Annotated in this window: 12 protein-coding genes; 4 read left to right on the forward strand and 8 right to left on the reverse strand. The window is 61.0% G+C overall.

Features of this window, described 5'->3' with window-relative positions:
• Positions 1–14 precede the first annotated feature (14 nt).
• The 6 genes from U9R61_RS19755 to U9R61_RS19780 form a co-directional block, all read right to left on the reverse strand.
• A complete protein-coding gene (locus tag U9R61_RS19755; RefSeq protein ID WP_322490526.1) occupies positions 15–1,976 on the reverse strand; it encodes a hypothetical protein in 1,962 nt (653 codons plus the stop codon).
• Positions 1,973–2,122, reverse strand: coding sequence for a hypothetical protein (locus U9R61_RS19760; protein ID WP_322490527.1), 150 nt, complete (start codon positions 2,120–2,122; stop codon positions 1,973–1,975). The genes U9R61_RS19755 and U9R61_RS19760 overlap by 4 nt, the downstream gene beginning before the upstream one ends.
• A 272-nt stretch (positions 2,123–2,394) precedes the next feature.
• On the reverse strand, positions 2,395–3,366 hold the full coding sequence (locus U9R61_RS19765) for an ROK family protein (RefSeq protein ID WP_322490528.1): 972 nt from the start codon (positions 3,364–3,366) through the stop codon (positions 2,395–2,397).
• A gap of 56 nt (positions 3,367–3,422) precedes the next feature.
• The gene (locus U9R61_RS19770) at positions 3,423–6,008 is read right to left on the reverse strand and encodes a lamin tail domain-containing protein (RefSeq protein ID WP_322490529.1); all 2,586 of its coding nucleotides are present in this window, start codon (positions 6,006–6,008) and stop codon (positions 3,423–3,425) included.
• A gap of 95 nt (positions 6,009–6,103) precedes the next feature.
• Positions 6,104–6,775 (reverse strand): deoxyribonuclease V, encoded by a 672-nt coding sequence (gene nfi / locus U9R61_RS19775; RefSeq protein ID WP_322490530.1) that lies wholly within the window; start codon positions 6,773–6,775, stop codon positions 6,104–6,106.
• A complete protein-coding gene (locus U9R61_RS19780) occupies positions 6,762–7,376 on the reverse strand; it encodes a sulfite oxidase-like oxidoreductase (protein ID WP_322490531.1) in 615 nt (204 codons plus the stop codon). The genes nfi and U9R61_RS19780 overlap by 14 nt, the downstream gene beginning before the upstream one ends.
• 79 nt (positions 7,377–7,455) lie before the next feature.
• Here U9R61_RS19780 and U9R61_RS19785 point away from each other — a divergent pair, with 79 nt between their 5' ends.
• Complete coding sequence (locus tag U9R61_RS19785) at positions 7,456–8,565, forward strand: aromatic ring-hydroxylating dioxygenase subunit alpha (protein WP_322490532.1); 1,110 nt, start codon at positions 7,456–7,458, stop codon at positions 8,563–8,565.
• 10 nt (positions 8,566–8,575) lie between these two features.
• Positions 8,576–9,829 carry a glycosyltransferase gene (locus U9R61_RS19790; protein WP_322490533.1) on the forward strand — a complete coding sequence of 418 codons (1,254 nt, stop codon included), beginning with the start codon at positions 8,576–8,578 and terminating at the stop codon, positions 9,827–9,829.
• A 388-nt stretch (positions 9,830–10,217) separates the two neighbouring features.
• Here U9R61_RS19790 and U9R61_RS19795 read toward each other — a convergent pair whose 3' ends face one another.
• Complete coding sequence (locus U9R61_RS19795) at positions 10,218–13,244, reverse strand: serine/threonine protein kinase (protein ID WP_322490534.1); 3,027 nt, start codon at positions 13,242–13,244, stop codon at positions 10,218–10,220.
• A 101-nt stretch (positions 13,245–13,345) separates the two neighbouring features.
• The gene (locus U9R61_RS19800; RefSeq protein WP_322490535.1) at positions 13,346–14,737 is read right to left on the reverse strand and encodes an FAD-dependent oxidoreductase; all 1,392 of its coding nucleotides are present in this window, start codon (positions 14,735–14,737) and stop codon (positions 13,346–13,348) included.
• 352 nt (positions 14,738–15,089) lie between these two features.
• On the opposite strand from U9R61_RS19800, the gene U9R61_RS19805 reads away from it, so the two are divergent.
• Together U9R61_RS19805 and U9R61_RS19810 are read left to right on the forward strand one after the other, a co-directional pair.
• Positions 15,090–16,262, forward strand: coding sequence for a hypothetical protein (locus tag U9R61_RS19805; protein WP_322490536.1), 1,173 nt, complete (start codon positions 15,090–15,092; stop codon positions 16,260–16,262).
• Positions 16,263–16,456: 194 nt separating this feature from the next.
• Positions 16,457–17,671, forward strand: a complete 1,215-nt coding sequence (locus U9R61_RS19810; protein ID WP_322490537.1) for a pyridoxal phosphate-dependent aminotransferase — start codon at positions 16,457–16,459, stop codon at positions 17,669–17,671.
• Positions 17,672–18,068 lie beyond the last annotated feature (397 nt).

Below are 18,068 nucleotides of genomic sequence, written 5' to 3' on the forward strand. Positions count from 1 at the left end.
CGCAGCAACGTCGCTTACTCATCTTCCTCGATATAGCGACCGCTGCGGCGGCGCAAAGCCGGCTGGACGGGCAAATCCTCGTTTTCCTCAACGGCCTTGGCCTCATCAGTTTCCTCTTGTGGCGGTGTGAAGAGATAGACACCCTCAGCCGCGGGATCGGCGGCAATTGCCGGATGGTTCTCCAGCAGCGCCAGCAAGAAGAAACGCGAGGCTGGACGCAGCACATTGTAGGCCATGAAAATGTCAGCGAAACTCACCCGGTAGACTGGCTGCTCGCGGCTGCCGCCACGCTCACCCATCGTCTCGCAGACGTGTTCGAGAATCATCTCGGCCTTCCGCCGCTCACCCATGGGGGACGCCTTCAGATTGCGCAGCTTGCCGTAACGATTCTGCTCTGGCAGCAGATCATCATCGACGGCGCAGTAGAAAGTCATATTCGCAAACGCGAACTTATTCTTCTTTTCATCGAGCGTCAACAGGCGGCCAGTCGTCTCGCTCGCCTCTTCATACGTAATGGTAAAGACGTTCACAGCCTCGCCGCGGCTAATCGTAATCAGCGCACCGGGCACAAGGTGCTCGCGGAAGAAATCTTCCAGCCCTTGCAGCCAGCCGCCGCGATTGCCGGTCGGATAGCGCACTTCGACCAGATAGGTACCAAAGTGCTGCGGCGACTCGAAGCGGAGCACTGCGCTGCGCTGTTCAGAGAAGACCGGCTTCGGCAAGAGAGCTGCCAGCGCCGCATCGAGCGGCAGGACGCCAAACTCCCACTCGAAGAAGGTCAAGAGGCGGGTCACACTGCCGCTGGTCATAATCGACTCGGCGCTCTGCTCAGCAAGGCTATCATCGAAGCCCTCGATGAGATACGCCGTCAACTGGCCCATCTCCGCCGCTTTCACCCGCTTCGAGCCAATCGCCGGCAACCCCTTGGCAGACCAGATATTCGCCCCTTCCACGCCGACAAACTCAAAATCCTTCTCGCGTGACAACCGGTAGTTGAGCGAGAAGCGGAAGCCTTCATAGTCAGACTGGCGAGGATTGTGATAATACAGATCAGCGACAATCTCGGTATCAAGCAACGGCTCGTTGCGTTCGAGAATGTAATCGCGGATCTTGCGCAAATCATTCTTGCCGAAGCTCGTCAGTTTATCTTCCGGATAATGCATCCGGCCAAAGCTAACGATCCGGCGGAGCGGATCTTGTTCCAGCCGCTCGGCCAGAATCCGTTCAAGGGTCGGGCCATATTCCGCCACAATCTCGGCTGGCGGGCGGCTCAGATCGATAGCCATGCCATCAACCACCAAGATTGTGCTGCGTTCAGCAGGCGCAGCCGGCGGCAGGGCCGGCTCAGCCGCAATCGGTTCAGCCGCAAAAACCAGCTCAACAGGCAACGCTACTGTTTCGGCAATCATCGGCTCTGCTGACGGCGGTTCGACGGCCACCGGCGTTGCCGGCGCTACGACTGGCTGCTCGGCGACCACCGATGCAACCTCTGGAGCTGGTTCAACCGGCGCTGGCGTCTCGACAACCGGTTCGTGCTCGGCAGCTTTGGTTGTCACCAACCGGATCTGCTCGATCCAGTAATCGGAAATATACACTGGCTCGACCGTCGTAATCGCCGGGCGAGAGGTTGAAACCACCACGCTCAAATCATCGATCGACAGCGGCTTCTCCGGTTCATAGAGGCGCTGCTTGAAGGTGTGGATATCGGTCGTATCACGGGGAACGTAACGCCCTTGCCGGGAGGTCACAAAAATCACTTGGCTATTGACCTCCTCGCGGATAAAGCGCTCGTCAGCCGCCAGCGCCGCTTCGAGTTCGGCGCGCACCTGTGCAGGATCGCGCTGCCACCGCGTGGCAAAAAACTCGACCAGATTCTGCAACGTCTGGCGGATAGGGGCATCAACGGCGAAGAGGATGCCTTGCGCGGTCATCAGCCGCCATACTTCATCGGCCAACGTTCCTGTCGTGGCGGTCATTCGCTCTCCTCCATCACCAGCTTGCTTAAGACTTCAAGGTATTGCAACAACAGCTCGCGCACATCTTTCGGCTCGCCGCTCGCTCGTAGCCACTGGAGCAAGCGATCAACAGCCGTTTCGCCAAAGACGATCACCTTCGCGTCCATGCAGCCCCCATGACACTTACAGACAACAGGAAACAGAGAGGCCTTACTTGCCTCCCTGCTATCCGTAGGGTGTACGATATAGCTTCCCATATTGTAGCATTGCTCGGCGCTACGCGCAAATCAAGGCGAGCATTAGGCGTGACGGGAGATTGCGGTTGGAACCGGCGGACAATGGGCAAGCGCAGCATTGGCGATCAGTAATCGCAGCACGCATCCTGCCATGCCGGCGATATGGCCACATTGGCAGCCAACTCCGCCAACCTTGCTGGTGCCTAATCCGACAAACTATCGAGCGCCATCGCCACTGCGCCGATGGCAACGCTATCGGGGCCGAGCACTGAAGCCACCACCGGCACCGGGCGCGCAAACTGGGGCGCAATGAAGTCATTGACCCGCGCGGCGATCGCCTCAACAAACGGCTCGCCACCGATACGCACCACAATACCACCGAGCACAACCATTTCGGGATCGAGCAACGCAATGACCTGCGCGATCCGAGTCGCCATCAGATCAATCGTATGCTGCACCACCCGGCGCGCCACTGGATGATCGCTGAAAATGTCTTCGAGCCGTTCGGCGGCCATCCCGGCTGCATTTGCGCGCCGTAACGAACCGCTGATTGAGACCAATTCCTCGAGCGTCTCTGGCCGGCCACCGCCATCCCAACCGTGGCCCACGACCGCATGGCCAATCTCACCGGCCATCGAATGAGCACCGTGGTAGAGCCGGCCATTCAACACAGCGCCGCCGCCGACACCGGTGCTCAGGTGAAAGTAGAAGAGGTGCTGGCACCCTTTGCCAACCCCAAACGTCGCCTCACCGAGCGCGATCAGATTGGCATCGTTATCGATCAGCGTAACCGCATCAAACGCCTGCTCAAACCGCTCTTGCAACGGATAATGTTCCCAGCCGGGCCGCCGCGGTGCCAGCCGCACCGTCCCATGGCGCAGATCAACCGGCCCGCTGAAGCCGATCCCCACCCGCACCAACCGATCGACCGTTACCCCTTCCCGCGCCATCAAGTCCTGCACCAACGCAATGACCTTCGTCACCGTGGTTTCAGGGTCTTCGTGATCTACTGATTCAATGGCAGCGTTATGATAGGTATGATGCTGCAGATCGACTAGCGCTGCACGCAAGCCGTAACTGCCGAGGTCGATGCCAAGGATATAGCCTTGATTACCGAGAACTCCCCACAGGTTCTGCGTTAACCGTTCACTGATGAGGGTAGGCAGATCTTTCATAGGGGGTTCCTCTCTGAACTATCGCTTTAGCGGATGGCGGCACCAGTGTTGTGAGATTATAGCATATCCTGATCGCTTTGTGCCGCCTTTGCCGGTGTTGGTTCGGCAACAAACAGCAGTAAGGCGATAACACCTAACGCTGCTGCCGCCATCCGTGACCATGGCCGCGCTGGTTGCGCGCAATCGGCACAGGCCGCTGCCGCCGTGGGCAAGCGGGTTGGCGCCGGGAGCGGAAGCGTGGCGCTCAAGTAGGCGGCTGCCGGCGACCGCGGCAAGAGCGAAGCCGGTCGAGGTTCGGCTGGCGGTTGGGGTGCCATCGGCGTGAGCACGGGTTCGGTTGCCGCCACTACAAGCGAAGGCGGATCAGCGCCGGGTTGCGCACTACTCGGCTGACTCGCCTCTGCATCTGATCGACGCCAAATGATCTGACCAACTGTTGTCGCTGTATACGTGAAGGTATCGATCACCGTCCCTGACGGATCGTGCAACATGACCGTATCGCCGCCGTTATTGAGCAAGGCGCGCGTCATCAGGATACGCACCGTCGCCCCCGGCGCTAATTCCTGCTCGGCCAATGACAGGCGCTGGCCGCTCGCATCGCTCAAAAACCAGTCACGTAGATTGATCGGCGAGGCATAATAACCGGTTACTTCAACCCATTCGCTCTCACCGGTCACCGGCGCTGGCAGTAGCGCACTGATCACGATGCTCCCTACCGGCCACGGCGTTGGCAGAGCGCTCGGCAGCACAGTCGGCGTCTTAGTAACCGTGGGAGTTTTCGTTGCCGTTGGCACGCGAGTAGCCGTTGGTATTTTGGTCGTGGTGGGTGTGCGAGTGGCGGTCGGTGTGCGAGTGGCGGTCGGTGTACGAGTGGCAGCCGGCGTCCGCGTCGCGGTCGGTGTACGAGTGGCAGCCGGCGTCCGCGTCGCGGTGGGAGGGGCTTGGATAGACGGAGTCGCCGGCGCTGCCGGTTCCGGGATTGGATTTGGCGCACCCAGTGTCGGCTCGGTGCTGACAGCCCATGTGGCAGCGCCATCTCCCAATCGGGCATAGACATTGGCTGCCGTCAGCGCCGGATATTCTACCGGTGCGCTCATCGCTGTCTGCCCCCAGAACAGGGTCAGGCGTGCGCCGCTATCGGGCAAACTCCCTTTCGCCAACTCAACCAGTGCATAATCACCGGGCAGGATCGTTATGGACGGCAGATAACGCCGCACGACGCTGCCACTTACCCTCTCGAGTACCCAGCCGGTTAGATCAACCTGCGTAGTGCCGCGATTGTACAGCTCGATCCACTCATTATCGCCTGCCGCCGCAATTTCGTTGATGATGATCTGATCAAATACCGCGACAGGGGTCGGATTGGGTGTCGCCGTCATATGTTCCCCCTCCTCCAGTGGGGAAGGGCTACCCTCTGCCGGGAGAGGGCTGGGACTGGAAACGGTCGCTGAAGGCGTGCGCGTGGCAGATGGTGATGTTAATGCTGTGCTCGTCGCTGTCACGGTGTCTGCCGGCTCTGGGATCGGGTTCGGCGCACCCGGCGTTGACACAGTGGTGATAGCCCACGCTAGCGCCGCGTCTCCCTGCCGGGCATAGACCGTTGCCGCCATCAGCGCCGGATATTCTACCGGTGCATTCATCGCTGTCTGACCCCAGAACAACGTCAGGCGCGCGCCGCTGTCGGGTAAACTCCCTTTCGCCACCTCCACCACCAGATAGGCATCGGGTTGGATCATGACCACCGGCAGCGCGCGGCGCACCATACTCCCGCTCGCACTCACCCGCTCCACCACCCACCCGCTGAGGTCTACCGCGGTCAGACCACGGTTGTAGACCTCGATCCACTCATTCTCACCAGCCGCCGCAATTTCGTTGATGATGACCTGATCAAACGCCGCAACCGGGGTACTCGTCGCCGTTGCGGTCGCGGTACTCGTCGCCGTTGCGGTCGCGGTACTCGTCGCCGTTGCGGTCGCGGTACTCGTCGCCGTTGCGGTCGCGGTGCTCGTCGCCGTTGCGGTCGCGGTGCTCGTCGCCGTTGCGGTCGCGGTGCTCGTCGCCGTTGCGGTCGCTATCACATCTTCACCCTCTTCCAGCGACGGAGGGCTAGGGTGGAAGCCATTATCCTCCTCCTCAGGAGACTGACTGGGATGGGAGGTTGCCACTGTCGCCGTTGCGGCAGGCACCGGCGGCTCGCCACTATTCCACGCTCCCGGCGTCGGTGCGCCAACCTGCCAATAGGGGCTGCCATCGGGCTGGCGGGCAATGGTTTGATCGCGCGGGACGACGATCAAGGGGCTTTGATCTATGATCTGGCCCGCTCGATTACTCAACTGCGCCTGATCAGGATCGCCGTTGTTGAGAATGGCGCTCGTTAATATCACCACCACCAAGCCACCGGGCGCGATGAACGTTCCCTCGGCAATCAGGGTATGGGGGCCGCCAATCATCACGTCATCAATCCGCCAGCCGCTCAGATCGACCGGCAACGGGCCGGGATTGTAGATCTCAACCCATTCTGGGCCAGTACCCGGATTGTGCATCACTTCGTTGATCAGCACCAACGGCGGTTGCGCCTGAAGCGGCTGGAGCCACGTTCCGGCCAGCACGAGCAAGATTGTGATTATTGCCCACCAACGCACGGCAGTTTCTCCGTAGTTTGATCGCTCTACTAAAGAAACCGCGCGAAGTGGGCAAAAGATGCGCGGAAATTGCCGCCAATTTGTACGTTCTTAGCTCAAACGAGCGGCAACTGGCCGTGGGAAGCCAAGCGGTGGGCGAAACGGGTAGTTTCGGGCAGGCGAAAGCGCGTGGTACAGGCCATCACCAGCTCAGGGGTGCGATCGAGACTGACACGATGGCCGGGAGAGACAAAGACCGGTTGGGCATCGGCGCGCGTGCGCAGCACCCAACCAATCTGCTCGTGACCATCGGAAAGCGGACAACGCGCACCACGTTCGGGCACGGGCGGGGTAAAGCGACCAACCAGCCGTTGCTTGGCGCACCCAATCGTTGGGAGATCGAGTAACACCCCGATATGGCAAGCAATCCCGCATCGGCGCGGGTGGGCAATACCATGCCCATCGCAGATCACGAGATCGGGCGCTTCGCGCAACCGGTCGAGCGCAGCAATGATCGCCGGCGCTTCGCGAAAAGCGAGCAAGCCCGGCACATAAGGAAACGTCACCGGCTGGTACACCAGCGCATAATCGACCGGCGCCAGCTCAGGAAAGCGCAACACCACTACTGCGGCGCGGATCACAGCGCCATCTTGCACGAAACCGGCATCAACGCCGGCCACCAAGCGCAATTCACCAAACGCATCACGCAACACAACGCGCTGGCGCAATGCCTGTTGCTCAGCAATAGCCGCCGCAATCCGCTCATCGTGGTCGTCAATCGTCGGCATACCGCTCTTCTCGCCACGGATCGGCGCTGTTGCTGTAGCCGTAGCGTTCCCAGAAACCAAGCCGATCGTGATCGAGGAGCTCTAAGCCGCGTAGCCATTTCGCGCTCTTCCAAAAGTACTTTTTCGGCACCAACAAGCGCAGCGGATAGCCATGCTCCGGCGCTAGCTCTTGCCCATCATACTTATAGGCCAGCAGCACATCATCATCGAGCAACACATCGAGCGGTAAATTGGCGGTATAGCCCTGCTCGCTATGGGCAACCACGAACCGGGCCGATGGCTTCAGCGGCGGAATATGGCGCAAGAACTCGCGGAAGCTAACGCCTTCCCACACCGTATCAAGCTTGCTCCAGCGCGTCACGCAGTGAATGTCTGTCTTGATGGTAACGGTCGGCAAGGCGCGGAATTCGCGGAAGCTAAACCGCACCGGTTCAGCTAATTCACCCCAGCAGCGCAGATCCCATTGTTCGTCAACATTGGTATACTGAGGGACAGTTCCATAGTGCAGCACCGGAAACTTCTCGGTAACGTATTGTCCCGGTGGGACGCGACCTTCCGGTTCGGATTGCGTCTGATCCTTCCGTTTGAACGGGTTGAACATTCGTCCCTCCTTCGCCACTGGATAATCGATAGAGGTTTCTTTTCAAACGGCATTATACCGCATGTGAAAGGATTTGGGTATGGCCACCTTTGTGCGCGCTTCGCTGGATCGTCCGGCGTACACCTTGCCCGGTTTCTACTTCACCTCGGCGGAAGTGTTTGCCCGCGAACAAGAGCGCATCTTTGCCCGCCAATGGGTCTGCGCCGGACGCAGCGCCGATGTACCGGCTGCTAGTGATTACCGTTTAATCGAGGTCGCTGGCGAAAACTTGATCTTGCTCCGCGATCAGAGCGGCCAACTCCGCGCTTATTATAACGTCTGCCGTCACCGCGGGGCGCGGCTTTGCACCGAGGCGTACGGCCAGCTCAGCGAGAGCATTATCTGCCCGTACCACGCTTGGACGTACCGGCTCGATGGATCACTGGCGACGGCCCGTTATATGCAAGATGCACCCGATTTTCGGCGTGAAGACTGGCCCTTGATCAGCGTCGCCGTCGCCGAATGGGACGGGTTTGTGTTTGTGTCGTTGGCCGATCAGCCAACCCCGTTCGCCCACGCCTTTGCACCGTTGATCGGCAAGTTTCAGGCATGGGAAGTGGCCCGCCTCCAACGCGGCGCGCAGATCGTCTACGAAGTGGCGGCCAATTGGAAACTGATCGTTGCCAACTATTCGGAATGTTACCACTGCCCGCTGATCCACCCCGAACTGGTGGCCATCTCGCCATGGCAGAGCGGGCGCAACGACTTGACCAGCGGCCCCTTCTTGGGTGGCTATATGGAACTGACCCACGAAAGCATGACTCTCGACGGCCACACCCGCCGCCCGCCGCTGCCCGGCCTCGTCGCGGCAGATCAACGGCGTGTCTACTACTACTCCATTTTTCCCAACCTATTGCTCAGTCTGCACCCCGACTACGTGATGGCGCACCAACTCATTCCGCGCCGGCCCGATGTCACCACCGTCATCTGCGAATGGTATTTTGCGCCGGAAGTGATGGCTGCCGCCGATTTTGACCCTGCTGACGCTGTGGCGTTCTGGGATCGCACCAACCGGCAAGATTGGCATGTCTGCGAACTCTCGCAGCAAGGGGTTAGCTCACGCGCATACCGGCCCGGCCCATACGCCCAATCGGAAGGGTTGCTCTGGCAATTTGACCAAGAGTATCTGCGGGCGATGGAAGCGGAGTGAGCAATCATCTATGCGCGTGTTAATGCTCACCTACGGCAGCCGTGGCGATGTCCAGCCCTTTGTCGCACTGGGAGCGGCGCTGCGCGCTGCCGGCCACCAGCCAGTCTTGGCCGCACCGAAGCGCTTTGGCCAGCTTGCCACCGAACACCAGATCGCCTTCGTACCCCTGCCGGGAGACATCGAACAACTTGCGCGCCAGATGGCCGATGAAGCGCGTGGCCGACCATTGCACCTGATCAGCATCATCTACCGGTTCGCCTTGCCGCTAGGGACGGAGGTCGCGCGCCGGATTCAACAGGCCGCCAAATCCGCCGATCTGATCGTCCATACCTTTTTGACCGTCGCGCTCGGCCATCTGTACGCACAACACTACAGCATTCCCGAATGCGCGGTCGATCTGTTTCCCTTCTTCGATCCGCCAGCCGAGCTGGCCAACCTGATGTGGCCAACCACCCAGATGGATTTTCACTGGCGGCGGTTGAGCCACGTCTTTGCCCACCACGTCTTTCGTATCAGTCAAAGTATGGCCTATCGCATCTTGCGCCAGCGCCACCCCGACATCGGCCCGCCGCGCTTGCCATGGGCCGCGCCGGGCCGCGCCATTCCGCTCTTGCTGGCCTACAGCAAGGTGCTAGTACCACCGGGAACCGCGCCTTTGAGCAGACAAACCGGCACTTGGCAACTCCATCAGCCACACTGGCAACCGCCGCCCGATCTGACCGCCTTTCTTGCTAGCGGGCCGCCGCCAGTGGTGGTCAGCTTTGGCAGCATGGCGAGCCGCGAGACAACCCGGATTGCGACCATCGTGATCGAGACCCTCCGGCGCACCGTCCAGCGCGGGATCGTGCAGCGCGGTTGGGGCAATCTGCTGCCGAAACGGATGCCCGATCACATCTACCTCGCCGGTGACATTCCCCACGACTGGCTGCTGCCCCAAGCCGCTGCGATGATCCACCACGGCGGAGCGGGCACCACCGCCGCCGCCTTCCGCGCCGGCCTGCCGGCAGTGATCGTACCATTTGCCGCCGATCAGCCATTTTGGGCATGGCGCGCGCATCTCACCGGCGCCAATCCGGCCCCGCTGCCAGTGGGCGAACTCACGGTCGAACGGCTCAGCGCAGCATTACAGCAGGCGCTATCGCCCAACCGACGCGCGCGCGCCGAAGATATCGCCAACCAGATGCGGTTGGAAGGCGGGGTCATGGCAGCGGTGGAACAGCTTGAGCGGTTGGCAACCAGACACCCAGATACTGCGAGGGAGTAATGTGGCGGCGGGGACGGCGAGGGTGCGCAATGACATCTGACCCGTCTGTCGTTGCGAGGGAGTGGCGGCCCCCACTCCGCGGGGTGCCGCGCGACCGAAGCAATCTCCCGCTTCGGCGCGAACGAACCCTCAGCGGGTTACTCCCGTGCTCGCGGGGGATGGCTTCGCCGCCTCTGGCGGCTCGCAATGACAGAGGGGGGAGCAGGGGCGTGTCCGGTTGTCATTGCGAGGGCGCGCAGCACCCGAAGCAATCTCCTGCTCTGGCGACAAGCAGCCCGCTCAGGGCATACCTCCCGTGCTCGCGGGGGATGGCTTCGCCGCGGTGCGGGCAGAGCATCGCGCTGACCATCCTCGCAGCGAATAGACGCCCAAGCGGATCCAACCCGTGTCACTTCACCGGGTTCAAATCAAACAGCAAAATCCCCTCATCGCGAGTGCTGACCGCCAATTGCGAACCATCCGGCGCAATCGCTACCGCCAGTACTGCACCGGTAGCAAGATCGATTTCGCGCAGCAGTTCACCGTCACTAAAGCGGTAGAATGCCAAATGACCGCTGATCGTGCCGACAATGAGCAAGTTGCCATCAAACGTCACTACCATACTGCTCACCCAACCGCGATCAGCGGGCAAGCTCATTTGAAACACTTCCGCATTATTGCTTGCCACGTCGCGCACCCGCAACGAACCGTCGCTGCTAGAGCTAAGCAGCAAGGTATTGTGAAAAACGATGCTCGTGATCGGGCCATTGTGGCCGCGCAAGATCTGCGGATTCCCGCCGCGGGCCATCTCCCAGACCGCAATCTGCGGCGCATCGGCGGGTTGATTGGTGGCCGCCGCTACATATGCGCCATTCCCGCTAAAGGCAAGGGCATAGATCGGCCCGCCCAACCCGCTCAGCCGGCGGAGATACTGGCGACTCGCAGTCTCCCAAATGGACACCTCGCCGCGCTCGTTGCCGACGGCGATCAGGCTGCGATCAGGGCTTACTGCCAGATTGAGCGGAAACCCATTCATGCCGCTCAATGGCTCGTTGGGCCGGCGATTGGTCAGATCGATCGTCACAATCTCGCCGGCTTCGCTGATCGCTACCACTTCGGTATCGCTAATAAACTCGATATAGCGCGTCGTCGCCGCCCCGCCGTCAAGACTGATGGTTCGCCCGCTCTCAAACACATGCACTCGCACCGCGCCATTAGCGCCGCTTGCCGCCAGCAGGCTGCCGTCTGGCCCATAACTCACCCCAGTCACCACCCCTTGCGTGACCTGAAAGCTCTGGATGACTTCGGTGGTATCGGCATTCCAAACCACCAAATTGCCACCCATATCGCTTGAGGCAAGAATCCGTTTGCCATCTGGATTCCAGCTCAACCCTAGCAGCCGCAAACCGCGCTGGCGCAAGACCCCGCGCTCGGCGCCGTTGGCCGGGTTCCACAAGCGCACGCTGCCGTCGAGGCTGGCGCTGGCCAACAAACGACCATCGGGGCTATAGGCGACACCACGAATGACGACCCAACCGTCATGACCGCGCAACTCACGTTGAACATCGCCGGTTGCGGCGTCGAGCAGGTAGACGTTGCCGTTGATCGAACCAACCGCAAGCTGGCGACCATCAGGTGAAAAAGCGATCCCGGTCAACCAGAAGGGCGTATTGCTCTGCGGGTCAACCGGTGCGTTGAAACGAAAGGTATCGATCTGCCGCCCGCTGGCAACATCCCACAAACGCGCCGTCCCATCACGCGAAGCCGAGGCCAAGCGTTGACCATTAGGGCTAAACGCAACATTACCGAGCAGATCGGCATGGCCGCGCAGCACAACCAACGTCTGCCCACTCGCCACATCCCAAATGCGCACCGTGCGATCGGCGCTGCCCGAAGCCAGCAGACGGCCATCGGGGCTAAAGGCCAACGAGCGGATCCAATCCTCGTGGCCGCGCAATTGGGCTAGCTCACGGCCATTACGCACATCCCACAACCGCACGACCGGATCATCTTGCGCGCCGGAAGCGAGGATCGCACCGTCGGGACTAAACGCCAGCGCGCTGACATCACCGGTATGGCCATTGAGCGTCGTCTGCGACACCAGCGTCTCGGCATTGCGCAACTGCACCACTGCACCCACGGCCACCGCAGCCACTTGGCCATCGGGACTGTAAGCCGCCGCCCCTAGCCCATCTTCACGCAACTGGGCCGTTTGGGTAATCGCTTCCACTTGCTGCAACAACTCTACCGCCGTAGCCGCGGTTGGGGTAGGCAAGGCCGGCACGGTCGGCGCCATCGCTGCTGCACCGCCGATCCAGCCAAATAGCGAACTATTGGTTATGTAGAGACCCACCAGCACGGCAACCACCATACACACAGCCAGCGCAATCACAGCCAACCCGCCGACGATAGCCAGCAGGCACGACGTGCTAATGAGACGCGACGGTGCGGCAGCAGTTGCGGTCGCTCCTGCCGGAACAGTAGCGGGTGGTGGCGCCGGCGGCAACGGCGCCGGCGCCGGTTGCGCCGGCGTGGCCGGGGTTGGCGTAATAGGCGCTGGCGCGGCTGGGGTTGGCACCACCGGCGCTGGCGTAGCCGGAGTCGGCGCAACCGCGACCATCTTCTCAACCGGGGACATCGCCCCCATCGGTCGCCCGGCCATCAGCCGCACTGTCTCAAGCGCGCTGCGCATCTCGCTCACCCGCTGATAGCGATTGGCCGGCTTCAGTTCGAGCGCCCGCAACGTAAGCTGCTCGGCCAACACTGACACCTGCGGGTTCAGCGCACGCGGCGCATTGAGCGGCACGCCAGCCTGCCGTTGATGAGCCGGCGGCGGCGGCCAACCGGTCAGCAAGTGGTAGAGCACAGCGCCAATCGCATAAACATCGCTCACCTTCGCTGGCTCAACCGAATGATCGTACAGCTCAGGCGCGCGGTATGGCGTGGCTTCAAAACCCACGTGGCGCGCGCAAGCAAACGGGGCCAGACTCAACCCGCCTTCGGGTGACGACCAGAAATCACACGTGCGCACATCGCCAAGCAAGAGCGGCGGCTGATGGGCGTGCAAGCGTTCGAGCACCTGCAACAGCCGGTCAACGATCGCTAACGTCTCGCTTTCGGGGAGCGGCGCGCCGCGCTCGCGGGCAAACCGCTCAAGGTCAGCACCGCCGGGATCATCAGCCACTAGATAGCACACCTGATCGAACGCGAAATAGTCGCGCAGCGCCAACAACCCCGGCATATACACTTGCGCCAGCTCGCGCGCCAGCCGCAAGACATCATCCACCGCAGCCTGATTGGGTTGGGGCAATGCGGTAATCAGCACGCGCAACGACGAACGCTGATCGATCGCGCGGTACAGCTCGGCGTCAGGATAGGCATCGAGCGCGACGGTAATGCGGTAATGACCATTGAGTAAGGTGTCGATAGCGAGCATGGCGGCCCTTTAGCAGATAGACAACCGCTAATCCAAATCCACCACCCGCCCTCTGGCAAACGGGTGGTGGAGCATGTGCTACCATCAGTATACGGGATGTCTCAGTCGGCTGCGGCGAGAATTTGCGGTTGCAGCATTAGATCGCCCCGCGCTTGCGCTTCGGTAATCCGCTCGATGCAGCGATTGGCGCTAATCACCGCCCCTTCAATCGAGGCCAGAAAATGCTGGCGCGTGTAATCGCCAGCAAGGAAGAAGTTGCGCACCGGCGTTGCCTGATCAGGCCGGTACTTATCAACCCCCGGCAAGGCCTGATACACCGAGTTGGGAATGCGCACAATCGTGTGCTTGAGCAGCTTAGCTTCGCGGGCAATTGGGTGCAAGCGGACAAACTCACTCATCACAAACTGCACCAGCTCATCGTCGGGCAGATTGATCAATTCAGCAGCCGGCGCGACCACAAACTGCATGATGCTACGTTCACCTTTGTGATACTCCGGCGCTACCATCGCCATATCAGCGTAGACGCTCAGATGACTGCCAGCGCTAAACAGCAGGTTATCAACCCCGGCGATGCGCCGGTCAAAGAAGAGCTGCATCGTAATCACCGGCGAACCCTTCAGATGGCTCAGATTGGCAAAATAGGGCAGCTCGCGCAGCGCCGGCGGAATGACTTTCCGCAGATTATGCACCGGCATCGCCGAGACATACACATCGCCAGTGATCAGGCGGCCATCATCGAGCCGGAAACCGCTGACCTGGTTCGTCTCAGCGTCATACTCAAGCGCCGCCACCCGCGCATTCAGCTCAACCCGGCCACCCAGCCGCTCGATCTGCGCAATCAGGGGCCGCCAAATGTTGGTGTCAGGCGAACCTTTGACCAACGCCATGCGCGGCGCCTCTTTCTCGTGGGCAAAGTGGAGCATCGCCGTCAGCGGCAGCTTGGCCGAAACGCGATCGGCACGCTGGAAGTTGAGCGCCAGCGCCATCGTGTGCATCACTTCGTCGATCGAACGCTGGCCCATACCGTGGCGAAGATGCCACGAGGCATAGGTCTCGTTATCCTGCTCGTCAACGTACTTTTGATCGCCAAAAATCACGCGCATCAGCCCTAGGCCCATGCGCAATTTATCACCCAACGAGAGCGGCTTGAAGGCCAGCACACCGGCCAACCCGTTAAGCGGGGTCGGCAGCCACGGCACAAAGCGAATCGGGGCCAGCCCATGGCGCTCGGAGGCAAAGATCATCTCGGCTGGCTTCCAATTGAAGGTATCACCCAAGCCGTGCCGCTCAAGGAAGGCGAGAAGATTGTGGTATGCGCCGAAGAAAACGTGCAATCCGCTCTCGATCCAATCGCCGTCGGCGTCTTGCCATGCCGACACCTTGCCCCCGGGCACGTTCCGCTTCTCAAGCACAATCACCTCATGGCCACGCTCGACCATCGTCCGCGCGACCACCATACCGGCCGGGCCGGCGCCTGCAATCACAATCCGCATAGTGGTATGCTTCCTGTCGCTATTCAATGTGCAAAAATGAACAACCTACATCTTTATAGCACGGTTAGTATGGCCGCGCAAGGTAGATGAACAGCCCTTGCACAAGATGAACCTATCGTCCCCCTCTGTCCTTGCGAGCCGAGCGCAGCGAGGCGAAGCACTCCCCCGCGAGAGCGGGAGGTATGCCCTGAGGGGGTTACTTGCCGCTAGAGCAGGAGATTGCTTCGGGCGCGCGGCACCCCGCTCGGCTGGGTGCCGCCGCTCCCTCGCAATGACAACCGACCACGCCCCCTTCGCAATGACATCGGGCCTTGACAGGACACCCAAACCAATCAGCGCCAAGAATGGTACAATGCGAGTGCGCATTTACGCTGCAATCGATACCGTTACAATCATCGACGCCCGCCCTATGCTTCATCGCGCATTGCTCGCTCTTGCCTTGGCCGTGCTGATGGGCGGACAGTTCTTGCTCCCGCGCTTGCCCCGCCCGCTCGACCTGCCGCCGCCGCACACCGTGATAACAACTAATCCTCTGATCGGGATCCATACCCGCCTCACCGGTATTGGCGACGAAGGGTACATTCGCCGTACCCTTGCCCAAGTACACGACATGGGAGCGAGTTGGATCGTCGAACTCTTTCCGTGGGCCTATATCCAACCGCGTTCACGCTACGGCTTCGATTGGACGGGAGCCGACATGGTGATCGCTCATGCCCGCGCGCAGGGATTACAAGTTGTGGCCCGGCTCGATATTGTGCCGGCGTGGGCCCGCCCGCCCGATACGACTGACCGCTACCTCGACCGTGATCACTTCGCCGATTTTGCCAATTTCGCCGCTGCGTTCGCTGCGCGCTACGCACCGCAAGGCGTGCGCCATCTTGTGATCTGGAATGAGCCAAACCTGCGCTTCGAGTGGGGCGAACGACCGCCCGACCCCGGCGCGTATACCGATTTACTTAAGCATGTCTATCCGGCGATCAAAGCCACCGCCCCTGACGCCATTGTCATCGCCGGCGCACTCTCGCCCGGCCCTAGCCTCGAAGGCGGCGCGTTACGCATGGATGATATGCAATTCCTCGCTTCACTGGCCGATGCTGGCGCATTTCCATTCTTTGATATGTGGGCCGTGCATGCCTACGGCGGATTGGAACCGCCCGATGCCACACCTGCCTTTGATCGAGTCAATTTTCGCCGTATCGAGCTGGTGCGCGATCTGCTTGACCGACTCGGCGGCGCTGATAAGCGGATCATCATTACCGAAGGCGGCTACAACGATCATCCGCGCTGGAGCGGCGCGGTGCGCCCCGCCGACCGGCTGCGCTGGACGATCGCCACCTACGAGCAATCGCGGCGCTATCCGTGGCTTGAAGCGACCATCCTCTGGCAGTTCAGTACACCTTTTCTGACCCGTTCGTACCCCGATGCGTGGAACTTCGTCCATCCCGACGGCACGCCGCGCACGATCTATTTGGCGGTACAGGAATATGCCCGTTATGGGGTGATACCAGAGGTGATCGATCCGTAACCGCTGGCGAGAGGTATCATTTACAGAATATGGAGTGCGGCAGTGTGACTGCTGCACTCCAACACCAGCGAAACCAACCCGCTTCCGCCGTTGCCCGTCGCCACCTGCACCCGTCTCTGGTATAATCAGGTAAATTGTACTTGCGACACTTGATGTCTGCGCGCTACCTATACCCGACCAGACAGGAGCGTTCCATGTCCGCTAACATCGAATATCGCCTTGCCCGCCGCCTCGCCGCGCTAGAAGCCTCGGCCACCGCCGCTATGACCGCCCGCGTCGCCCAGATGCGCGCCGCCGGTATTAAGGTCATCTCATTTAGCGTCGGCGAACCCGATTTCGATACCCCCGAACCGATTAAGCAGGCCGCCATCGCCGGCATTCACGCCAACCATACCCACTACACCCCTACCGGCGGCACGCTTGAGCTGCGCAAAGCAGTGGCTGCTCGCGTGACCGCCGATCAGGGCATTACCTACAGCATCAACCAAGTGACGGTCACCACCGGCGCGAAAGAGGCCCTCTACCTCGCCTTCCAAGCCCTCTGCGACGAAGGTGATGAGGCGGTCATTCCCGCCCCGTACTGGGTGAGTTATGTCGAGCAAGTCAAACTGGCTGGCGCTACTCCAATCACGCCCCAAACAACCGAGCAGACCGGCTTCAAGCTGACGCCCGACCAACTGCGCGCCAGCCTGAGCGAACGCACCCGCATTGTGGTGCTCAATTCGCCCTCGAACCCGACCGGTGCGGTCTACAGCGCCGAGGAGCTGGCGGCACTCGCCGAGGTGTTGCACGATCACTCGGCGATTATCATTACCGACGAGATTTACGATGCGATTTCGTATGTGCCGTATGCCCGCCTGTTGCGCATCGCGCCCGATCTGGCCGATCGCACGCTGGTCGTCAACGGCGCTGCCAAAGCCTATGCGATGACCGGCTGGCGCGTCGGCTACGTGGCCGGCCCGCAACCGATCATTGAGGCGATCAAGGCTATCCAGAGCCACACCAGCACCCACACCTCCAGCATTTCGCAAGATGCGGCGTTGGCGGCATACACGCCCAACCCCGAAATCGAAGCCACCGTCGCGGCGATGACTGCCGAGTTCCTCCGCCGGCGCGATCTCATTCTCGAACTGCTGGCCGAAATCCCCGGCGTGACCTGCACCGTGCCCGACGGCGCGTTCTACGTCTTCCCCAACGTCAGCGCGCTGCTCAACCGCCCGCTGCGCAACGGCAAGATTTGCACGACCAGCGATGAACTCAACCTCTACCTGCTCGAAGAGGCCCACATTGCCTGCGTCGGCGGCGAAGCCTTTGGCGCACCCGGCTATCTGCGCCTGTCGTATGCAACCAGCAGCGAAGAGATCCGGATCGGGATGCAACGCTTCCGTGAGGCGGTGCTCGGCGGGTAGCGCGTTTAGAGAGCCTGATAGCAAGCTAGCATTTCATCAGCTAACCCTGTCACGTCCCTCTCCCGCCCGCGGGCTGAGGGACGTATAGAACATTTGACCGAGTACAACCGTTGATCGCGGTGCAATGCCTCAAAGTGTAGCTTTGCTCCCCTCTCCCGCGCCAGTGGGAGAGGGTCTGGGGGTGAGGGTACACCGGCGCATCGCAAAGCCATCAATCATCTCTGCGCTCATGCCGTAAACCCTCCGAGGGAGGGGAACCTTACTCCTCCCCCTAGCGAGGAGCGGCTGGGAGGGGCCATTCCAAAGTTCGCAAAGGTGCAAAGGGATTGGTATCACCGCTCCCCTTTTCCCTCTGCGTCCTCGGCGCCCTCTGCGGTAAAAAACGCACCCCCGCTCC

Source organism: Chloroflexus sp., from assembly GCF_034431535.1.
In the GTDB taxonomy this organism is placed as follows: domain Bacteria; phylum Chloroflexota; class Chloroflexia; order Chloroflexales; family Chloroflexaceae; genus Chloroflexus.

Coding starts and splice junctions, on each gene's coding strand:
- U9R61_RS19755 (WP_322490526.1), bottom strand. CDS start 1,976: ATGACCGCCACGACAGGAACGTTGGCCGATGAAGTATGGCGGCTGATG.
- U9R61_RS19760 (WP_322490527.1), bottom strand. CDS start 2,122: ATGGACGCGAAGGTGATCGTCTTTGGCGAAACGGCTGTTGATCGCTTG.
- U9R61_RS19765 (WP_322490528.1), bottom strand. CDS start 3,366: ATGAAAGATCTGCCTACCCTCATCAGTGAACGGTTAACGCAGAACCTG.
- nfi (WP_322490530.1), bottom strand. CDS start 6,775: ATGCCGACGATTGACGACCACGATGAGCGGATTGCGGCGGCTATTGCT.
- U9R61_RS19780 (WP_322490531.1), bottom strand. CDS start 7,376: ATGTTCAACCCGTTCAAACGGAAGGATCAGACGCAATCCGAACCGGAA.
- U9R61_RS19785 (WP_322490532.1), top strand. CDS start 7,456: ATGGCCACCTTTGTGCGCGCTTCGCTGGATCGTCCGGCGTACACCTTG.
- U9R61_RS19790 (WP_322490533.1), top strand. CDS start 8,576: ATGCGCGTGTTAATGCTCACCTACGGCAGCCGTGGCGATGTCCAGCCC.
- U9R61_RS19795 (WP_322490534.1), bottom strand. CDS start 13,244: ATGCTCGCTATCGACACCTTACTCAATGGTCATTACCGCATTACCGTC.
- U9R61_RS19800 (WP_322490535.1), bottom strand. CDS start 14,737: ATGCGGATTGTGATTGCAGGCGCCGGCCCGGCCGGTATGGTGGTCGCG.
- U9R61_RS19805 (WP_322490536.1), top strand. CDS start 15,090: ATGCGAGTGCGCATTTACGCTGCAATCGATACCGTTACAATCATCGAC.
- U9R61_RS19810 (WP_322490537.1), top strand. CDS start 16,457: ATGTCCGCTAACATCGAATATCGCCTTGCCCGCCGCCTCGCCGCGCTA.